Source organism: Psychrobacter sp. (assembly GCF_041554015.1).
Lineage (GTDB): Bacteria > Pseudomonadota > Gammaproteobacteria > Pseudomonadales > Moraxellaceae > Psychrobacter.
Map to the genome: position 1 here is coordinate 1 of NZ_JBFFMS010000043.1, position 20,071 is coordinate 20,071.

The 20,071-nt window shown below is 44.1% G+C and carries 20 protein-coding genes and 1 pseudogene; 10 read left to right on the forward strand and 11 right to left on the reverse strand.

Annotated elements, in window-relative coordinates:
• Positions 1–358: pseudogene (locus ABYU67_RS10420) on the forward strand (tRNA (guanosine(37)-N1)-methyltransferase TrmD); the annotation flags it as partial.
• A 184-nt stretch (positions 359–542) separates the two neighbouring features.
• Positions 543–971 carry a 50S ribosomal protein L19 gene (gene rplS / locus ABYU67_RS10425; protein WP_372844934.1) on the forward strand — a complete coding sequence of 143 codons (429 nt, stop codon included), beginning with the start codon at positions 543–545 and terminating at the stop codon, positions 969–971.
• Between the two features lie 307 nt (positions 972–1,278).
• Here rplS and ABYU67_RS10430 read toward each other — a convergent pair whose 3' ends face one another.
• Entirely contained in the window at positions 1,279–1,836 is a 558-nt protein-coding gene (locus ABYU67_RS10430; protein ID WP_372844935.1) for a DUF4442 domain-containing protein, read from the reverse strand.
• A gap of 491 nt (positions 1,837–2,327) precedes the next feature.
• Here ABYU67_RS10430 and ABYU67_RS10435 point away from each other — a divergent pair, with 491 nt between their 5' ends.
• Both ABYU67_RS10435 and uvrC read left to right on the forward strand, forming a co-directional pair.
• Positions 2,328–3,845, forward strand: coding sequence for a DUF3360 family protein (locus ABYU67_RS10435; protein ID WP_372844936.1), 1,518 nt, complete (start codon positions 2,328–2,330; stop codon positions 3,843–3,845).
• A 166-nt stretch (positions 3,846–4,011) separates the two neighbouring features.
• Positions 4,012–5,856, forward strand: a complete 1,845-nt coding sequence (uvrC, locus tag ABYU67_RS10440; protein ID WP_372844937.1) for an excinuclease ABC subunit UvrC — start codon at positions 4,012–4,014, stop codon at positions 5,854–5,856.
• Positions 5,857–5,972: 116 nt separating this feature from the next.
• Here the strand turns inward: uvrC and ABYU67_RS10445 are convergent, their stop codons facing one another.
• From ABYU67_RS10445 to lgt, 3 genes are all read right to left on the reverse strand, one after another.
• Positions 5,973–6,545 carry a dihydrofolate reductase gene (locus ABYU67_RS10445; RefSeq protein ID WP_372844938.1) on the reverse strand — a complete coding sequence of 191 codons (573 nt, stop codon included), beginning with the start codon at positions 6,543–6,545 and terminating at the stop codon, positions 5,973–5,975.
• Positions 6,546–6,612: 67 nt separating this feature from the next.
• Positions 6,613–7,500, reverse strand: a complete 888-nt coding sequence (locus ABYU67_RS10450; protein WP_372844939.1) for a thymidylate synthase — start codon at positions 7,498–7,500, stop codon at positions 6,613–6,615.
• Positions 7,501–7,591: 91 nt separating this feature from the next.
• Positions 7,592–8,476: a prolipoprotein diacylglyceryl transferase gene (lgt, locus tag ABYU67_RS10455; RefSeq protein WP_372844941.1), complete on the reverse strand. Its 885-nt coding sequence runs from the start codon at positions 8,474–8,476 to the stop codon at positions 7,592–7,594.
• Positions 8,477–8,632: 156 nt separating this feature from the next.
• Between lgt and ABYU67_RS10460 the strand changes: the two genes are divergently transcribed.
• Both ABYU67_RS10460 and ABYU67_RS10465 read left to right on the forward strand, forming a co-directional pair.
• Positions 8,633–10,309: a DUF4139 domain-containing protein gene (locus tag ABYU67_RS10460; protein ID WP_372844943.1), complete on the forward strand. Its 1,677-nt coding sequence runs from the start codon at positions 8,633–8,635 to the stop codon at positions 10,307–10,309.
• Positions 10,310–10,507: 198 nt separating this feature from the next.
• The gene (locus ABYU67_RS10465; RefSeq protein ID WP_372844945.1) at positions 10,508–11,329 is read left to right on the forward strand and encodes an NRDE family protein; all 822 of its coding nucleotides are present in this window, start codon (positions 10,508–10,510) and stop codon (positions 11,327–11,329) included.
• 109 nt (positions 11,330–11,438) lie between these two features.
• On the opposite strand, the gene ABYU67_RS10470 is transcribed toward ABYU67_RS10465, so the two are convergent.
• The gene (locus ABYU67_RS10470; RefSeq protein ID WP_372844947.1) at positions 11,439–11,960 is read right to left on the reverse strand and encodes an RNA pyrophosphohydrolase; all 522 of its coding nucleotides are present in this window, start codon (positions 11,958–11,960) and stop codon (positions 11,439–11,441) included.
• 499 nt (positions 11,961–12,459) lie between these two features.
• Between ABYU67_RS10470 and ABYU67_RS10475 the strand changes: the two genes are divergently transcribed.
• Together ABYU67_RS10475 and ABYU67_RS10480 are read left to right on the forward strand one after the other, a co-directional pair.
• Entirely contained in the window at positions 12,460–12,873 is a 414-nt protein-coding gene (locus ABYU67_RS10475) for an OsmC family protein (RefSeq protein WP_372844949.1), read from the forward strand.
• A 14-nt stretch (positions 12,874–12,887) separates the two neighbouring features.
• Positions 12,888–13,313: an MAPEG family protein gene (locus ABYU67_RS10480; RefSeq protein ID WP_372844951.1), complete on the forward strand. Its 426-nt coding sequence runs from the start codon at positions 12,888–12,890 to the stop codon at positions 13,311–13,313.
• Positions 13,314–13,371: 58 nt separating this feature from the next.
• Here ABYU67_RS10480 and ABYU67_RS10485 read toward each other — a convergent pair whose 3' ends face one another.
• The 6 genes from ABYU67_RS10485 to hisIE all read right to left on the reverse strand — a co-directional run bounded on the left by ABYU67_RS10485 (position 13,372) and on the right by hisIE (position 19,125).
• The gene (locus tag ABYU67_RS10485; RefSeq protein WP_372844953.1) at positions 13,372–14,403 is read right to left on the reverse strand and encodes a tRNA dihydrouridine synthase; all 1,032 of its coding nucleotides are present in this window, start codon (positions 14,401–14,403) and stop codon (positions 13,372–13,374) included.
• Between the two features lie 104 nt (positions 14,404–14,507).
• A complete protein-coding gene (locus ABYU67_RS10490) occupies positions 14,508–16,007 on the reverse strand; it encodes a UvrD-helicase domain-containing protein (RefSeq protein ID WP_372844955.1) in 1,500 nt (499 codons plus the stop codon).
• A 231-nt stretch (positions 16,008–16,238) separates the two neighbouring features.
• On the reverse strand, positions 16,239–17,096 hold the full coding sequence (gene tatC, locus ABYU67_RS10495; protein WP_372844957.1) for a twin-arginine translocase subunit TatC: 858 nt from the start codon (positions 17,094–17,096) through the stop codon (positions 16,239–16,241).
• Positions 17,096–17,803, reverse strand: coding sequence for a Sec-independent protein translocase protein TatB (gene tatB, locus ABYU67_RS10500; protein ID WP_372844959.1), 708 nt, complete (start codon positions 17,801–17,803; stop codon positions 17,096–17,098). Before tatB ends, tatC begins: the two co-directional genes overlap by 1 nt.
• A gap of 41 nt (positions 17,804–17,844) precedes the next feature.
• Complete coding sequence (gene tatA, locus ABYU67_RS10505) at positions 17,845–18,084, reverse strand: Sec-independent protein translocase subunit TatA (RefSeq protein ID WP_372844961.1); 240 nt, start codon at positions 18,082–18,084, stop codon at positions 17,845–17,847.
• 201 nt (positions 18,085–18,285) lie between these two features.
• Entirely contained in the window at positions 18,286–19,125 is an 840-nt protein-coding gene (gene hisIE, locus ABYU67_RS10510; RefSeq protein WP_372844963.1) for a bifunctional phosphoribosyl-AMP cyclohydrolase/phosphoribosyl-ATP diphosphatase HisIE, read from the reverse strand.
• Positions 19,126–19,610: 485 nt separating this feature from the next.
• Between hisIE and rpmI the strand changes: the two genes are divergently transcribed.
• Positions 19,611–19,808, forward strand: a complete 198-nt coding sequence (gene rpmI / locus ABYU67_RS10515; RefSeq protein WP_062845610.1) for a 50S ribosomal protein L35 — start codon at positions 19,611–19,613, stop codon at positions 19,806–19,808.
• Positions 19,809–19,958: 150 nt separating this feature from the next.
• Positions 19,959–20,071, forward strand: a 113-nt coding sequence (locus ABYU67_RS10520; protein ID WP_372844966.1) for a 50S ribosomal protein L20, incomplete at its 3' end; no start/stop codon positions are given.

Consider the following 20,071-nt stretch of genomic DNA (forward strand, 5'->3'; position numbering starts at 1 on the left):
GATATCGCTCGGTGATTATGTCTTAACGGGTGGTGAGCTACCAGCCATGGTACTGATGGATAGTGTGATACGTCGTCTGCCTGATATTATGGGTGATGATAAGTCAGCTGAGCAAGACTCGTTTGTCGATGGCTTGCTTGACTGTCCACATTATACTAAGCCGCATGAGTTTGCGGGTATGGCAGTACCTGAGGTGTTACTGTCAGGTCATCATGCCAATATTGCTAAGTGGCGCTTTGCCCAGCAAGTCGAACGTACGCAAACGCGACGTCCTGACTTATGGCAAGCGTTTACACCGACGCAAGAGCAAGCAAAGTGGCTAAAAGCATTGGCAAAAGCAGATAAAAAGCAGCGTTGATAACGCTTAGTTAGATAAACAGTTAAGTCATAAAATTTTGCGCAACAACAAAACGAGTCATAGCATAATGGCCGTTTGTCATAACCCACTTACGTTGTGTCTTATTAAAAAGAGATATAATTAATTATTACAAACAGGTGATATGCGTCAAGCCTCTATTATCTAATGTGAGGAGATAACTCTCATGAGCAACAAGCATCCATTGGTTCAGGTCATCGAAAATGCTCAATTGGTTGAGCGCCCAAGCTTTGCACCCGGCGATACCGTTGTGGTTCAAGTAAAAGTACGTGAAGGTGAGCGTGAGCGTTTACAGGCTTTTGAAGGCGTTGTAATTGCTAAGCGTAACCGCGGTTTAAACTCAGCGTTTACCGTACGTAAAATCTCAAGTGGCGTTGGTGTTGAGCGTGCATTCCAATTGCATTCACCAATCATCGATAGCATTGAAGTGAAACGCCGTGGCGCTGTTCGCCGTGCGAAACTATACTACTTACGTGAGCGCTCTGGTAAATCAGCACGTATCCGCGAGAAGCTTGCTCCGCGTGCGCCTAAAGTTGTTAAGGCAAAAACTGATGCTCGCGTTCCTGATGCAGTTGAAACTGCACCTGGTATTTAAGCAAAAGCTTGCCACCTTTAGTAAGCTGTATGATCTACAGTTGATTAAAGTAAGGCGATAGTAGATACAAACCCTTATTCATAGGTTTATCATATAAATAAGCGGGTAGTACCAAAAAAGACAAAACCCCAATCTGTGCGCATGCCAGATTGGGGTTTTTGTTTCTGTCGCTTTAATTCAGACTCTTCAAATAATGTCAGTTCACATTGCCAGCTAACGTATGCATCTCATTTAACATCAGCCATACAGCACGTTTTACATCAAAATTTCAATAACGGTTGTAGAGCTTGCCTTTAGCCCTAAAATTTTAATCTTCAAAATTTTCAATACGGCTGTTTTGGTCTTTAGATTTGCTGTATTTACGTAGGCGTATGTATAGCGTCTTGGTGACGATAGCGATGGTCTTTTGCTGATCGTCAACGATATCTACTTGGTATTCACGAAATACCGGCTCACCGTCTTTTGCTAGTTCTTGAATGGTCTTGATTTCATTGCTAGGAATTTTCATGCGGGCGGTGACTTTGCTATTGCCCGGCGCGATAAATTCAATCTGCGAGCTTTTGTCCCAAACAACGTAACTGCTACCGAGTTGGTGCATGAGCATGAGCATATAAAAGGGGTCAACCATTGAATATAGGCTACCGCCAAACTGTGTCCCGACGATGTTCTTATTGAGACCATTTAGTCCCATCGTGACCACACATAAGCCTTGGTCAAGGTTGATGTGCTCAATCTTGATACCAGCACCGATATAAGGCGCATAAGTATTGATACGCAGCTTGAGCAGATAAGGCGTGAGCAATGGCATAATATTTTTTTTAGCGTTACGTTTTAGCGTCTCAAGATTTTTGGGTAGTAAACTCATAAACTTATCCTAGGGTACTTCTTGATTTTTAGACTGCTATGATTCAATCATTATGGGTAAAAAAGGTATTTATCATAGTGAAAAACGGTTAAAGGCGCTAGAGCTAAAGCGTAACTTCCTTTATATCTTGTACTTGGCTTTTATTTACCTCAGTCGTTCATGACTATAAAATAGTGCTTTTTTGGGCTTGATTATAGCGTTAAGGCATGATTAACGATGCAAAAAATGTTTACTAATGACTGATAGTTGATAACGACAATCTGCAACCTTTTGGGCAACTAAGTAGCTAATAAGTTTGAAATTTTTTAATAGAAAACTTTAGGTTATCAATGATAGCTATATTTATAGTATATTTGAATTGTTATAGATTCGCGTTCCACAGTCTCATGACATACAATGACTACATTTTTTCTTCGGTGGTTTATCGTTTATTGCGACAGCAGTAAGCGAAGATGGAGTCACTAAAACGTCGGTCGACACAAGGAAATGTGATGAGTGGTACACAGCTTCCCCCTATAGATTCTAAGCAGCAATCAAGCCCTTCTGATAACGAGTTGCAAGACAGCTATGTAAACTTACATAAGCCTAGTTCAAGCTTTAAAAATCGTGATGCCTATCTTAATCATGAACTGCAAATCATGCAGCCCAAGCGCTGGCAACCTAATCTGCCGTTCCGTGATTATCGTTTTGAATATGAGGATACGATTCCGGCGATGGCGGCGACTATTGGTAAAGTGGTGATGGTGGGTGCCATTGCCGCAACCTTTGCAGGTCCGCTTGGTTTGGGTGATGCGTTTGTCCTAGAAAACGTCCGTTATGAATTACTCATCGTGGCGTTTTTTGTTATTTTATTCTCAGGGTTTTTGCTACCAACTGCCAACCTTGCGGGTACTCATGGGCCTTTAATTCCGCTTATTCCTATCGTCGTTGCCGCGGGTGGTCACCCGATGGCTTTTGGCTTACTGATCGGCGCCTTTGGTTTGCTGTTGGCAATCAGTAAAGGCGGCAGTCTCTTGGCAAACTTGACCAGTAAAGGCGTGTGCGGTGGTTTGCTGCTGTACTTGGGCTTTATTGGTACTATCTCGCAAGTCAAAAACCTGTTTGCATGGGCAGAAGGTATCGGCATGGCGCATATTGCCTTTGTGGTCATTCTTTTGACAATTATCCTATATGCCGTCCTAGAGAATTTTCAAAAGCGCTGGCTAGCGGTACCACTGAGCTGTTTGTTGGGTGGCGGCGTTGCCTTTGCCATGGGCGCGCCCTTTGCTTTTAAAACCGCACCCGGTCTACCAAATATGAATCCGATGTATTGGTGGGGTGAAAACACCGGCTGGATGCTTGGACTACCAACGGTTGAGAGCTTTATTGTTGTGCTGCCCTTTGCAGTATTGGCGGTGGCTATGTGGTCGCCAGACTTTTTGGGTCATCAGGTGTTTCAAAAGATCAGCTATCCAAAACGTACTGAACGGGTATTGATGGATATCGATGACACCATGACCAGTGCTTCGTTTCGTCAGGTGGTAGGCTCTGTGCTTGGCGGGGCGAACTTTGCCTCATCATGGGGTACATATATCGTCCCTGCGGCCATTGCCAAGCGTCCTATTCCAGCTGGTGCGGTATTAACGGGGCTATTTTGTCTGATCGCTGGTATCTGGGGTTATCCGATGGACTTGGCAATTTGGGAACCGGTCATGTGTGTGGCGCTCATCGTTGGCGTCTTTATACCGCTACTTGAAGCTGGTATGGAGATGACACGCGAGGGCAAAACCACTCAGTCTGCGGCTATTGTGGTCTTTGCATCGGCTCTGGTTAACCCCGCCTTTGGTTGGTCTATTACCCTAGTGCTTGATAATTTGGGTTTGATTGGCTCAAAAGAGCGCAGTGCCAGCTTAACGAAGATGAGCCGCTGGATTATCCCTGTAGTCACTTTTGTGATACTAACAGGGGTGATGGCAATCGTTGGTATGTTGCCAGGTATCCCAGCACTGTTACCGAATTTTCGTCACTAGTAGCATTGTTATTGCTATTAAACAGTCATTACAGTCATTCATAAAAAAGTCAGCCTTGATGCTGGCTTTTTTTATGGTTATTGCTAAGCTGATAAGGGTTCTTGTAAAACGCTCACTATCGCCCCATAAACATCTGTATATCAGTATCTTGAGAGCAATAAATTCTATGGTCAATGTTTCAGAGTCTAGTCCTGTCGACGATAAAAAAGCCCGGCTTAAGCATCTTATTCAGCGCCTGCCAAATTTGCCAGGGGTGTATAAAATGCTTGGTAAAAATGGTGATATTCTTTATGTCGGTAAGGCCAAATCGCTTAAAAGCCGTGTGAACAGCTACTTTGCAAAAACCATTGACCATCCAAAGACACGGGCGCTGGTGGCGCGGATACATAATATCGAAACCATCATTACTCGTAGTGAGACCGAAGCACTGCTGCTCGAGCAAAATCTGATTAAAGAGTATCGTCCGCCGTATAACGTGCTACTACGTGATGATAAATCCTACCTGTATGTGTTTATTTCAGCGGATAAACCTTATCCACGATTGGCTTATGGGCGCGGTAAAGGCAATCACCGAAAAGGGCGTTTCTTTGGTCCTTTTCCTTCTGCGCATGCGGCAAAGGAAACACTGGTGCTTATGCAAAAAATGTTTCAGATGCGCCAATGTACCAATACCTTTTTTAAGCAGCGTAAGCGCCCATGCCTTGAGTATCAAATTAAGCGCTGCCGTGCACCCTGTGTCGGTTTGGTCTCGCCAGAAGAATATAGCGAGGACGTCAATAATACCATTCGCTTCCTAAAAGGCGACTCTAGCGATATTCATAGTGCTTTGATTGAAAAAATGGAAGCTTCTGCTGAAGCGTTGGATTTTGAAAAGGCGGTATTTTATCGTGATCAGCTCTCTATGCTGCGCGAAGTACAAGCTAAGCAAGCTGTTTATACCGTGCAAGGGGAGGCAGATGTGATAGCCATTGCCAGTCAAGCAGGTATGACATGTGTCAATGTCTTGACGGTGCGCGGTGGGCGTGTACTTGGCGGTAAGAACTACTTCCCTGATGTCGATAGCAGTGAGCCACTTGCTGATAATTTATCAGCGTTTATCACCTCATTTTATTTTCAGGTAACCGATGACTTGCCAGCGGAGATTATTTTAAGTGATGAGCTACCTGATCAGCTAGCAGTGAGTGAAGCGTTGGCAAGCCATTTTGGCAGTAAGGTCGTTATCAAAACCAATGTCCGTGAGCACCGCGCTGAATGGCTAGATTTGGCTAAGCTTAATACCAATAATGCGCTAAAAACCAAACTTGGTGATTATTTGGAATTACATGCGCGCTTTGTGGCGTTAAAAGATGTCTTGACTGAGGTCACGGATCGTACCATTGACCGTATCGAGTGTTTTGATATCTCGCATACCATGGGTGAGGCAACCATTGGTAGCTGCGTGGTCTTTGATCAAGGCGGCTCGCGTCGCCGTGATTATCGTCAGTATGCTATTCATGATATCCAAGGCGGCGATGACTATGCGGCGATGAAGCAGGTGCTAACGCGGCGTTATAAAAAGCAACCGCTGCCTGATTTATTGCTGATCGATGGTGGTAAAGGGCAGCTTGGTATCGCCAAAGAAGTGCTGACTGAATTGGGTATCCTTAATGATACTTTGCTTATCAGTGTGGCAAAAGGTGAGGGGCGTAAGGCTGGGCTTGAAGTGCTGCATTTTATCGATCATGAGCCGCTTGATTTGCCTATGGACAGTAAGGCGCTGCATTTATTAATGCATATCCGCGATGAAGCCCATCGTTTTGCGATTACAGCGCACCGTAAGAAGCGCGATAAGCGTCGTTCATCATCGGTGCTAGAGGTAATACCTGGGCTTGGTGAAAAGCGCCGCCGTGACCTGCTTAATCATTTTGGCGGTATGCAGCAATTGCTCGGTGCCTCACAGCAAGAATTGGCAGGCGTACAGGGAATTGGTCCAGTATTAGCGAAAACCGTTTATAAAGTACTGCACGAGTAGTTTAGGTCATATGCGATAAATCTAAATTTCTAATAATAAAATCCGAACATAAAAAAGAGGCTGTCTTAGTATTATCTAGGACAGCCTCTTTTTACGTTTTGTTTGAAAATTGACTATTATTCAGCGCCTTTTATTTTATACGTGACAAATCTAAAATCTAACGCACTTTTTTCATCATGCATTTGCTCAGATTGTTCTGCGACTTCAAACTCACTTGGCAACTCAGGATAAAAGGCATCGCCATCAGGAATGTTAGTATCGACATGAGTCAGCTCGATACGGTCGGTGTACATCAAGGCATCGCTAAACACGCGCTCGCCACCAATCACCCAGATCGTATCAAGATGCGCACCATGTGCAAGGCTTGCTGCTTGGGTTAAGGCATCGTCTAAATTGTGCATGACATAGGCTTTTTCACTACCTACCAAGCCTTTTTGCTCAGCATAATCTATCTGGCTACTGATAATAAAGCTTACACGTTTGGGCAACGGCTTGCTGCCCATCGACTCAAACGTTTTACGACCCATGATGACGATACCTTGTATCGCACCGTCATTTGGTTTGGTTGTCATACTTTTAAAATGTTGCAAATCAGCTGAGATATGCCACGGTAGCTCATTGTCTTTACCAATACAGCGATTGCTACTGATAGCGGCGATTTGGGCAACTTCGGTGTTGGCATAGCTCATAAATTATCCTTTGCTAATGTTGAAATATGGTTTAGAGAAGTCGAATAAATAGCTGAATAGACAGCCGCTATACTGCTACTTGCGCTTTAATTGCTGGATGCGACTCATAGCCATCAACGCTGATATCCTCATATTTAAAATCAAAGATATCTGTTACATTAGGGTTAAGCGTCAACGTTGGTAGCGTATAAAGCGAGCGCGTCAGCTGTAGCTCTACTTGCTCACGGTGGTTTTGATAAATATGACAGTCGCCACCGGTCCAAATAAATTCACCGACTTCTAGTCCGCATACTTGCGCCACCATATGAGTAAGCATGGCATAGCTTGCGATATTAAAAGGTACGCCTAAGAATAAATCTGCTGAACGCTGATAGAGCTGGCAGGAGAGTTTATTGTCCGCGACAAAAAACTGAAATAGCGTATGACAAGGCGGCAAGGCGACTTGCTCTGCTTCACCCGGATTCCAGCCAGAGACGATTAAGCGCCGCGAGTTAGGATTGGTTTTTATTTGCTCAACCACCTGTGCGATCTGATCGATACCATCGGAGTGATACTGCCCATCTGCGCTTTTGCTCGCGCCATAATTACGCCACTGATGACCATAAACAGGACCTAAGTCGCCTGCAGGACGATTAAAGCGTGCAGTTTGCTCAGCCGTTGCCCATTCGTTCCAAATACGGACGCCGTTTTGTTGTAGATAATCGACGTGAGTACTGCCACTTAAAAACCATAGCAGCTCATAAGTGATAGATTTTAGATGAACTTTTTTGGTGGTTAATAATGGAAAACCATCAGCTAAATTAAAACGTAGCTGCGCGCCAAAATGGCTAAGCGTGCCCGTTCCAGTACGATCACCTTTTTCAGTGCCCTCACTCATGACAAGGCGTAGCAGGTCTAAATAGGCTTGCTCGTTTTTACTCTGCTGGTTCTTACTAATAGAGCTGTTCATGGTCATAAAATTACTCTTTTGCGCTTTAAAACGCCACTTGCTTGAATATGGTTCTTGATAATATAGCTCTTAATGTGCTGCTCAATAAATAGCAAAATTAATAGGCCGCTTGCTTACCCCAATCATAAATACCACGCTTATAAGCATAAATCAGCATAATTAAGCCGGCGATAATCATCGGTGCACTCAATAGCTGTCCTTTGGTCATCCAGCCTAATAAGATAAAGCCTTGGTCAGCATCGGGCTGACGGAAGAACTCGATGATAAAGCGGCTGATACCGTAACCTAGTAAAAATACAGCGGATGCGGCCATACGTGGGCGTGGTTTTGATGAATACCACCATAAAAAGATAAATAGTAGCAGACCTTCGGCAAAGGCTTCGTATAGCTGTGAGGGGTGACGCGGCAACACGTACTGACCATTGACCTCAATCATCAACTCTTGCAACTGTGGATTGCTTTGTAACTGCTGCATATCAAAGGCAGCGGCTTGCGGGAAATAGGTCAGCCAATTATAGCCACCGTCTGAGACGCGCCCCCATAATTCGCCATTGATATAGTTACCGATACGACCAAATAGTAAGCCCGTGGGTACACAAGGGACAATAAAATCGAATACTTGGAAGGGGGTTTTCTTATATTTACGAGCAAAAAACCACATGCCTACCATAACGCCGATAAAACCGCCATGAAAAGACATCCCGCCTTCCCAGACTTTTAATAGATAAGCAGGGTTTTGCAGCAGCTCGCCAAACTGATAAAACAGTACATAACCGATACGACCGCCTAAAATGACACCAAGCGCCCCGTAAAAGACCAAATCAGATACCATATCGGTGGTCCAATTGTCACGTTTGCTGCTGCGATACCAAGCCAGACCAAAAGCTGCGGCAAATGCGAGCAAATACATCAAGCCATACCAGTGTACTTCTACTGGACCAAGGGACAGCGCTACAGGATCGTACTGAGGATGAATTATCATAAGGTCGTCATAATTATTGGTAATGAAATGCTGTCTATAATAGCAAAATTCATCCCTTGCGAACACTATGATAAATGTATGGTTAAGTGAATAAATAGCAAAGCGTTAAAAAAACCGATAAGATGAAAAAAGCGCATCAACTTCTAAGGAATCATCATGCAGGCTCATTTATCATCACCATCATTTTTGCACGATAAACCGTTAATTAGTGCAGTTGATGTGCAAGCAACAAACCCTAAGCAAAACAGATTGCCGTTTTTATTAGCTACCATTGCGTCAGGTTTTAGTATTTTGGTACCTATAACGGCGCAAGCAGCAGCCAGTACTATCGAGCAAATTACCATTTATCAAGGCTTAGCCAGTGTGACTCGCGCATTGCCCATCAGTGGCACAGGTGAGCAGACGCTGGTTTTTTCTTGTCTTTCGCCTGCAATCGAGCCTGACAGTGTTAGTGTACAAGCACTGGGCAATGTCAATATCGGTGAGGTCAGTATACAAACTTTGAGTGGTGAGCAAGCCGCGCAGTGCCAGTATCAAGGGGCCGCGAATGTACAGACTCAGCAGAATAATCTAGCGGATATCAGTGCTGAACTCGAAGCGGCGCACTTGACCAAAGCCTATTTGCAAAACCTGACTAAGGTGACGCAAATCACTACTGCTGGCACGCTTGCCAATAATGCACGCGATTTAGAAACGCAAGCTGCCAGTATCAATAAAAAAATACTAGAGCTGCAAAAACGACAAGCTCGTGCTAAAGATGATTTAAACCAGCTGGTTGCTGGCAGTACAACTTCGACACAAAATAATGTCACCCAAGTCAGTGTACGTACCGCTAGCCGCTCTGCCAGTAGCGTGAAATTGCACTATCAAGTACAGGGCGCCAGTTGGGAGCCGACTTATCAAGCGCGTTTAAATACTGATAATAAACAGCTTCATATCACAGCCTCTGCCGTCATCGCCCAACAAACGGGCGAAAATTGGAACAATGTGCCTATTATTTTAAGTACCGTTAATCCTCATCAAACGACGACCAGCCAGCTACCAAGAGTTAAGCGCTTATCCTTATATGAAGAGCAGCAAGCTAAAATGACTAGGTTTGCACAGCCGATGATGGAGAGGGACGCGGCTCCAGTGGTGGTTGTATCTGCTAGCGATAGTTATGGTGGTGCCGAAAATATGGCGCCTCTGCCGAGCTTTACGGTAAGCAGCCAAAATAAAAACGGCATTACCGAGTACCGTTTGCCACAGCGCGTCAGTATTCCTAGTGACGGCAGGCACGTACGCACGGTCATCGATGAGCAGTCTGGCACTAGCAAACTTTGGCTACGCAGCACACCGAGTGCCGAGACCGCCGCTTATTGGTATGCATCTGCGCCGTTTTTGACGCCAGCTTGGGCAGATGGTTCATTGCAGTTATACCGCGATGATAACTATATTGGTCAATCACGCTATGAGTATCAGAGTCTAAAAGAGCAGGGCATTGGTTTTGGTATTGATCCGAGTCTGCTTGTAAAACAGCTGACGGATGAAGATAAAAAAGGTGATAAAGGCGTCTTTAACCGTCAACAAACCAAAACCATTACCCAAGCGTATCAATTTACCAATCAGCACGATCGCAGCGTGCGCTTGCAAGTATTAAGCGCTGAGCCGGTGAGTAGCGATGACAGTATTAAAGTCACTGCGGCACACACGCCAGCGATTAGTCAAAAAGATTGGAATGATAATAAAGGTATGGTCGCATGGGAGTTTGATCTGCCCAGTAAACAAGCGCAAGTGGTGCAGTCAACATATCAAATCAGCTACCCTGCCGATAAAAAATTAAGCACGAATTAATGTTAAACCAGAACCATATAATTGGCTCAATTCAAAAAGAATACAGTGCTGATGGGAGTGCTGCTAGGATAAATTTTGTGAAGCATCTGGAGTGCGAAGCGCACAGCAAGCGAGAAAAATTTATCCCAGCATAACGCTATTTTGAACGACCCTCTTTTATGTTGAAACACCACCTAATAATCTTATAAAAGGAAAACTATGTGTATCGTCGCCATTGCTTGGCAATTATTTGATGAGCTGCCTTTGGTTTTATTGTCCAATCGTGATGAATTTTTGCAGCGTCCGACAGAGCCACTCCATCAGTGGGCAGATAAGCCTATTTTTGCAGGACGCGATGCGCAAAGTGGCGGCACTTGGCTTGGCATCCACCAACAGCCCTATGATGATTTTTATGAGCAAAACGGTCGCTGGGCCGCGGTATTGAACTTTCGTGATGGCGTGCAAGCAAGCAATGATGAACGCTCGCGTGGTGCATTAGTAGCAGATTTTTTGACCAGTAATATTAGCCCAATGGCGTTTGCACGGCAAATCAGTTTGCAAGATTATGCTGGCTTTAATTTGATTGTCGGTGATAGCAAGCAAGCGGTGATTGTTAATAACCGTGGTCATGCCCCAACCCCTTTATATGCAGGCTTGCACGTATTCTCTAACGGCCAGCCAGAGGAAGGGTGGTTTAAAACCGAACGCTTACGTGGTCGGCTGCGGCAAGAGATATTGCCATTGATTAGCGAAAACAGCGCAGCTGACTACTGGCAAGACGCGGCTTTTAAGGTACTGTCCGATAATACGCAGGCAGCAGTAGAAAAGCTGCCGGATACCGGTATCGATATCAAAATAGAGCAAGCGCTGTCGTCTATTTATATTGAAAGCGCCAATCTGACTGGCATTGCTACTGAGGGTACTAATAATGCTATGCCAAGCTACGGTACAAGGACCCAAAGTATTTTGACATTACAACGAGACACTGCTAAAGACGCAGGATTTCAAGCGATACTCATCAGCCGTGAATGCTCTCATTAGCTGTTTATAAGCTATTTATAAAAGTGCAATGAAAAAAAATACCGCTAATGATAGTAGATATCACTAACGGTATTCATTATTGTGCTAATTATATGAAAAATTGCTGAATTTATTCCATCAACAAATGGTTGTTTTGTTCCGGAATAATAAGACCTTGTTGAAGCGGTAATTCAGGTACCAATTCTTGTAAAGCGCGACGATATACGCTACGTTTAAAGTGAATCACTTGTCCGAGTGGATACCAGTAGCTGACCCATTGCCAGTTATCAAATTCTGGTTTGCCCTCATCAAAGCGGATGTGTTGGGTATTTGGCTCATCTAAGCGTAGCAAAAACCATTTCTGTTTTTGCCCAATACACAAAGGGTACTGCCCATGACGCACATAGCGTTTCGGCAAGCGATAGCGCAACCAATCTTGCGTCACCGCTAGCAAATCGACATGGCGCGGATGTAGACCGACCTCTTCCCAGAGCTCGCGATACATCGCATCCATCGGCGTCTCCCCGCGGTCGATACCGCCTTGAGGGAACTGCCAAGCGTTGTGACCAATACGTTTTGCCCACAGAACTTGCCCTTGTGTATTTGCCAAGATGATGCCGACATTGGCGCGAAAGCCGTCTGCATCTATCATGACGTAACCTTTTAAAATGTTTAAAAATAGCTTATTTAAGTAAAGTACAGTGATAGCGATCATAATTATTATAGGGTGACAGCCATCAATACTTTGATAAAATAAGATTCATTACCATCATTAAACCAAGAAAAGAGCAAAATGTGTAACAGTATTTTGCTATAAAATGTTTCACAGCTTTAATAATTTAAAATCAAGAAGTTATATAAAGATATCTAAGCAGACTTTTGTAGGTTTATTTAGCTAAACTCTCTTGTTGTTAAGATTTTTGCTTGAGTGTCTTATCGTTATACGTGCTTACTTAACAATGTAAGTCATCATGTGAGCTTTTGATTCATTAAAGCAGGTTTTGGCTTATGCTACACTAGGCATATTTTGCTTATCTCAATCAGTGACAAAGTACTCAATCGATAAAGCTATGGTTATATATTGGCCCAATATTGGCTCAATCATATCGAACAAATAAGAACCTATGATGAAATAAAAAGGATTATTTAAAATGTCAGAATCTAAAGCAAGCGTTACGTGGCAACAAGATAAAGCATTTATGGGTGTGTCGCCATCAGGGCATAATGTCCAAATCGATGGTGATAAAGAAAAAGGCGCCAGTCCAATGGAGCTGATTCTACTGGGGCTTGGTGGCTGTGCCAGCTATGATGTGGTGGCAATTTTGCAAAAATCGCGTCAAGAGGTGACGGACGTACGCTGTGAGCTGACCGCTCAGCGTGCTGAAACCATACCAGCTGTCTATACTGACATTCATATGCACTTTGTGGTGACAGGACAAGATGTCAAAGAAAGCCAAGTAGAAAGAGCCATCAGATTATCTGCAGAAAAATACTGCTCAGCGAGTCGTATGTTGGTACAGGGCGGGGTCAATGTGACGCATGACTTTGAAGTTATCGCAGGATAAAGGCGAATCTATTGATGAATGTATTCTTAGGACTGGTGTCTGATACCGCAGCGTCAGCCATTTGGGCGATGGTCGTAGCAAGTCTATTACCATTAACAATGGCATTGACAGCGAAAGCTATTGGCGGTTTTAATTTGGCTGACAATGCTCATCCGCGAGATTTTTTGCAAGCAACGACGGGTGCAGCGGCGCGTGCTAATGCTGCTCAGCAAAACAGCTATGAAACTTTACCAGTATTCTTAGCCGCCGTATTGGTCGCGATGCTGTTTTTTGTGCCACAGATGATTGTGAATACCCTAGCTTGGCTATATGTGCTGATTCGTATAGGTTTTTGTGTTGCCTATATCACTAATTTAGCGATGTTCCGCTCTATTCTTTGGGGGCTTTCTATTGCCTGCTGTCTCATGCTCTTTTATTTAGCGATTCGAGTTAGCGTATAGCGCGGATAGCAGTGGCTAATTAAAAATACAGTTATTTATAAGATAACAGCAGCTAATGTTATGGTGCACTTATTTGTAGTGCGCTAATAATAGCTGCTTTATTTTTCTCTCTTTTAATACTGTCCCATAATATCTTTGCTTCGCTATAGCCCTTGGTAAGCATGGCTAACCACTGCTTATAACGACCAACCAGTACCACATCATTTTTTGCGATACCTTCTAAAAATTTAATCTGATGCATGATTAAATCTTCCCATGCTAAGACGGTCTCTGTTTCTATATCGTTTTTATTGGCATCAACCTGCACAATCAAATCGGGACGGGTGACCGCGCCGCGACCGAGCATCAAATGCGTTGTACCTGACTGCGCCATACAGTTTTGCGCATGCGCACGGTTCCAAATCTCGCCATTGGCAATCACTGGTATATCTAAGGTATTAAAATTCTGAATCTTATCCCAGTAAGCTGGCGGCTTATAGCCTTGGGTCTTGGTACGTGCATGAATGGTCAACCAATCGGCGCCGCTCGCCGCAATTGCCGCTTTGATATCATCCATGCGACTGCTATCGGTGTAGCCCAAGCGAATCTTAGCTGATACGGGAATATTGACGGGTACGGCTCGGCGTACGGCGCTGATAATGTCATACATCACGTCAGGCTCGTCAAGTAGGACTGAGCCACCGCGGTGGCTATTGACCGTTTTAGCCGGACAACCAAAGTTGATATCAATTGCAGGTGCACCAAGCTCGGCAGCATAGGCGGCATTGTCTGCCATGAGTTGCGCCTCACTACCGAGTAGTTGAATATGAATCGGCGTACCGGATGCGGTTTTGGCATCATGATGTAATTCTGGCACGTATTTATAAAATACATGCGCGGGCAAGACATGCTGAGTGACGCGGATAAATTCGCTCACCGACCAATCATAAGGGCGACCCAAGTCTGAGGCAATTTGAGTAAGGATTTGGCGCATCAATGGATCAGTTAAGCCCTCCATTGGCGCAAGAAGACGAACTGGATTGGCAAACAAGCGCTGGATAGTGTGTTGGCGTTCTTGCATGGCTTGCGATAAAGAGGGAGTGTTATTCATGGTTGGTAGGCTATTACTATAAATTGAGGTCGGTAAAGACTATGAGGCTAGGAGAGTATGAATTGTGAGACTATGAAGCTACACAATGTGAGATAAAAAGAAAACTAAGTATTACCAAAAATCACTTTTTTACCGGTCTGTAATCCTAATATCAAATCTTTAATATGATGAATATCCAAGTTGCTTTGGGCACGTGTGCAAGCGACGTAGAGCAGACGTAATTCTTCTGGGCTGATTTTTACCGCGTTAGTGGTCACATCATAATAGAAATCGTCATCGAGCTGTACTTTGCTCCATTCAAGACCCTTGGCTTTATGCGCCGTTGAGATGACATAATCGGCATTTTCAATACTGGATAAACTATTCACCGCTTGGCTGAGCACATTGGTGCCATGATCATCGACCAGTTTCACCAAGGTTTTAAGGTCGCTACCTTCATTGGTTTCAGAGTACTCTTGGACGTCACCCCAATTATAAAAATACGCCAGCTCGGGCACGCCATAAGCGGATTTGCCGTTTTTTAAATTTTCGGCTGCCTGACAGAATTTAAGCATACGATCAGTATCGGCTTGTAGCGCCACTCTATGGCCAAGCTTTAAACCCGTCAATAGCTGTGACATCGCCGCCGCATTGGTACGGCAAAGGATGGCATCTTTTTTACTATGAACCATACCCTTATCAGTAGAAGACTGCTTATGAGGATTGCCTTTTAATGGCACATCTTCTTGCAGTGCCTTTAATAGCGTATTGGCAATCTCAGCAATCGGCTCACCAAAACGAAACGACTGGGTCAATAAGGTTTGCGGCAATGGCAGTTTTTTCATCGCGTTGACCGCGCCGCGCCATTCATAAATCTGCTGATGGGCGTCGCCTACATAAATCACTTGCCTCGATTGCTGGGTTAAAATCCCCATCATTAATGGGTCGGCATCTTGCGCCTCATCAAATAAAATAAAATCAGCTGGGATACTGGGTTTTGATAGTGCCCAAAGTTTTAGATAAATATCATGCCCGATACCCGCCGGATGGCGTGCATCAATCGACTGTAGCCAGCGCTGCTCAACGGCAGGGTAGAGCATCTCACGCAATTGCTCAGCATCTGAATCATCAAGCCAGCTTGGAAACAGTATGTGCCTTGGGGCAGGATAGCTGGCATGTGTACTACAAAAATTGCTGATAGCATCACTGACAAAGCGCGATAATCGGGCTGGCGTGAGGGTAATATATTTATTAACCCCATCCATCTGCCTGCGAACTTGCACAGGCTGTAAACCCAAATCATCACCCAAACGTTTGGGTGAAAAACGCGGTAACGATAGCTTAGCAGTGATATCACGGGCGACATGACGGTAGGCGAGTGAGTGAAAAGTACGGCATTCTACATGGGGTGGGAATTTCGCGCGCGCGTCATTGGCAATGGCTTTATTAAAAGCTAAGTACAAACCACGCCCACGCAAACGCTCACCAATCAGTTTTAAGGTCGTTGTTTTACCAGCACCAGCATAGGCCACCACTTTAAAAGACTTGTGATCCATCGCCATATTGAGGGCGCTGAGCTGCTCGTCAGTGGGATCGCTCATATAAGCTGGCATAGATGCGGACATAATAAAGCTACCTAAAAACTAGAATGGGGCAAAAATAACGGGGGTAAAAAAAGCCACTGCATAGACAATGGCTGACTGATCGTAATGTTGATATTGATGTTGATTGCAAAATACTTGCAGTCGCACATAACAGGATAAAAAAGTTAATAGGGAATAAAGCTGGAAATAAGCCAGCTATATTAACAGATTAGCGCATTGAGTGTTTTGGCAATAAGTGTCTGATAAGTAGCGCTATTCTTTGTTCAGTTCTAGATCATCAACTGCATCAAGGCTGCGCTCTTCTTTAATTAAGATTTTTGCCAAAAACAAGCCTAACTCAAATAGCAGCCACATCGGGATAGCGAGCATCAACATCGACACCCCATCAGGCGGTGTAACGACCGCAGCAACGGCGAAACAGCCGACGATAATATAACGGCGCTTATCTTCTAAGCTCTGAATGGAGACGACACCAGTCAATATCAATAGCAAGGTGACCACTGGAATCTCAAACGTCAGCCCAAATACCATAAATAATTTAAGGGCAAAACTTAAGTAACTGTCGATATCTGTCATCGGTAGGACGTTCTGCGGCGCAAACATGATAAAAAACTTAAGCACGCCTTTGAGTACAATAAAATAAGCAAAAGCCACGCCTGCATAAAATAGTAATATAGAAGACAGTAGCACTGGGATAGCGACTTTTTTCTCTTTTTTATATAAGCCGGGTGCGACAAATGACCAGATTTGATACAAGATATAAGGCATCGCAAAAAATGCAGCAACAAATATAGTCAGGCGTATCGGTGCCATAAAGTTGGAGGTGATATCGGTAGCAATCATCGTCGAATTGGCGGGCAACTGGGCAACCAATGGATCCGACAAAAAGTCATAGAGCTCGCGTGAAAAGCCAGCCAATGCCAAAAATATCACCAGTACAGCAACGCATATCTTAATCAGATGCCGACGCAGCTCAATGAGATGCTCGGTGATCGGCATATCGCCAAGTGAGCTTAATATATCGCCATTGCTCTCTGTCTCAGTATCAGTATCAAGGGCAGCATCCGTTACTTTTTCTTGACGGCTTTTTTGACGTTTAAATAAGCCCATTAATCATGCTCCTGCTTATCAACAGCCGCCTGTTCGGCTAAGGGACTGTGCAATTGGTTGGCAGGACTATTCAATAAAATATCGGCTTTATAGTTGGGTAAATAGGGCGCTTGCGGCAGACGCCTTGCCTTATCATAAGCACCAAGACGGAACCACATATTTTCCCATGGTTTGGTGCTGATATGTTGAATGCGGCTTTGGGTCGTTGCTGGGGCAATGGGCTGGGTATCGCTATCATCATGACCTTGGGTATCTGACAGCTCAGGCGCGTTTAATGCTTCATCTGCCCCATAACTGTCATAGGCATAGTCAAACGCTTTTGGTGATACAAGCGAACTATCGCCTTTTTTATCATTATCTTGATGATTGGTATACTGTGCTTTATCAGTGATAGGCTGATGATCTGCTTTTAGGTGTTGGTTTTGTGAGGATTCAAACGCTTGCATACTGCCGCGCATCTCTGCCATTTCACGGCGCATCTCGGCTTCAGTTTGGCGAATTTTGGCCAGCTCTTTTTGCATCTGTTGGCGCGTTTCTGCCAAATCAAGCTCAGCTTCGATTTCAGACTGCAAGGTAGAAACCGTACGGCGAATTTTGGCATACCATTGCCCAGCGGTACGCGCTGCCTGTGGCAGTTTTTCTGGGCCCAAGACGATTAGGGCAATAACGCCAAAAAGGAGTAGTTCAGAAAACCCGATATCAAACATAATGTTCCAATGTTACTGTCTAAAAGGTCACTGTCTAAAAGCTATACATTATGCTTGTCATCAGTCTTGGTGGTTGAACGCTCTTCAGGATGAGCATTGCCATCATGATCGAGCACCACCTGCTTTTTAGCGTGCTCAGTATTTTCATCTTTGACCGCTTCTTTAAAGCCTTTGACCGCGCCGCCCAAATCTTTACCAGCATTTCTAAGCTTTGAGGTACCAAATACCACCACCACTACCACCAACAAAATCAGCCAATGCGTAATAGAAAAACTGCCCATAAAGGTATCCTTGTATCTTGGTTTTCAGTCTTTAAATGCCGATTATAAGTTTATTGAATAGCGATATATTTAATAAACATACTCAATAAAAACCTTGGCATCCTATACTAAGCGAAATAGAGCTATATTATACCCTGCACTTGTGACGAAAAGGTGAAAACAACCATAATCAAACAGGGCAATGGTCAAGCCTGTAAAAAACTATCGAGCCGCCTTTTCATCGATACCTGAAAGACCAAAGCGCCTTCCTAACTCGTTTAGTACCATATCGGACTCGATATCGAACCAAGCTAGACCGACTAAAGTATGAAACCAGACATCGGCGACTTCATAGATAAGCTCAGAACGAGCGTCATCGTATTGCGCTTTGTTGCTATTTTCGTCGCAATTAGCAAAATCTTTGGCCGCGATGATGCTTTCAGTGCTTTCTTCACCGACTTTCTCTAGTATTTTATTCAACCCTTTGGCGTACAAACTTGCTACATACGAGCTATCAGTATCCGCATGTTTGCGTTCTGCCAATACTTTATCTAGCTGCTGTAAGATTGAAGTCTTATCCGCTTGAGCGTGATTGCTACTAACATGAGCGGCAGACTTAGGGTCTGTATCATTAGTTTTAGTCGCATCAGCGCCTGCATTGGCATGATAAATATCAGTAGGGTCTTTTAAGACTTTATCAACGGTTTGCCACTCAGGCGTCTGCCCTGATAAATCCAAACGCTGATAAAAACAAGATTCGCGACCCGTATGACAGGCTATGCCACCCGCTTGAGTGACGCTAAGGACAATCACATCGGCATCACAATCTAGACGAATATCATGCACATGCTGAGTATGTCCTGATGATTCGCCCTTATGCCATAATTTGGCACGAGAACGTGAAAAGTACACCGCCGTCTGCGTTTGCGCGGTCAGTTGTAGTGATTCAGCGTTCATCCACGCCATCATCAAAATACGTCCTGACTTATGATCTTGAGCTATTGCGGGAATCAAACCATCAGCATTAAAATTTACGGCAGCCAGCCAAGCACGTGAAGTCATAATCTTGTTGTCATCTTATAAGTAAAAAGTAATAAAAAGCCGCTAAGTATTTGCTAAACAAGGGTTATTTAGCCGATCTATCCTGTATATGAGTGCTTTATCAGCGCGCACTCTCTACTTAAACACAGCTTAAGCTGGCATTCAATAGGTTAAATCAGTAATTAAAGTACAATTATACCTGAGCTGAGTTTTGATAAAGAAATAATTATTAATGAGCAGCAAGGGATTTGCACATACTTACACTGCCTAAGCTGTCAGTTATAAAATTTTCCACGACAAATATAGCTTAAAGATTCACCATTTCCAGCAACCAGCGTCGGTGAGAGTAGGGAGCAAAACTTTCCTTGGCAAAACAGCGACCTATCTGCTAAAATAGCGCCTCCCACCTCGAGGCAAATAGAGGTTTAGTGCGTGTTTTTACATCTACTATTCTTTCTTAACTATTTGACGACCAGGTTCTATCACAGACAAAGAGGCAACTCATCATGAAAGTTAAGATGAAAACCAGAAGCGGTGCAGCTAAACGCTTCAAAAAAACAGCGAATGGCTTTAAGCGTAAGCAAGCATTCAAAAGCCATATTTTGACCAAGAAATCACCTAAGCGTATTCGCCAGTTGCGTGGTCTTAAGTTGGTGCACAAGTCTGACGAAGCAGCAGTTCGTCGTATGTGCCCATACATCTAATAGGCTATCGTCATTTATCTTTGATTGAGCGCTATTTAATTCAGAGCGACTAAATTAAACATATCTGACTTTGCAATTTGATAACGATGTCTATTATCTGATGACATCGTGATTCGTTTAATAATGATTAAAAATATCTTGGAGTAATTTATGGCCCGTGTAAAACGTGGTGTACAGGCGAATCGTCGTCACAAAAAAATCCTAAAACGCGCAAAAGGCTACTACGGTGCCCGTTCACGTGTTTACCGCGTAGCGGTACAAGC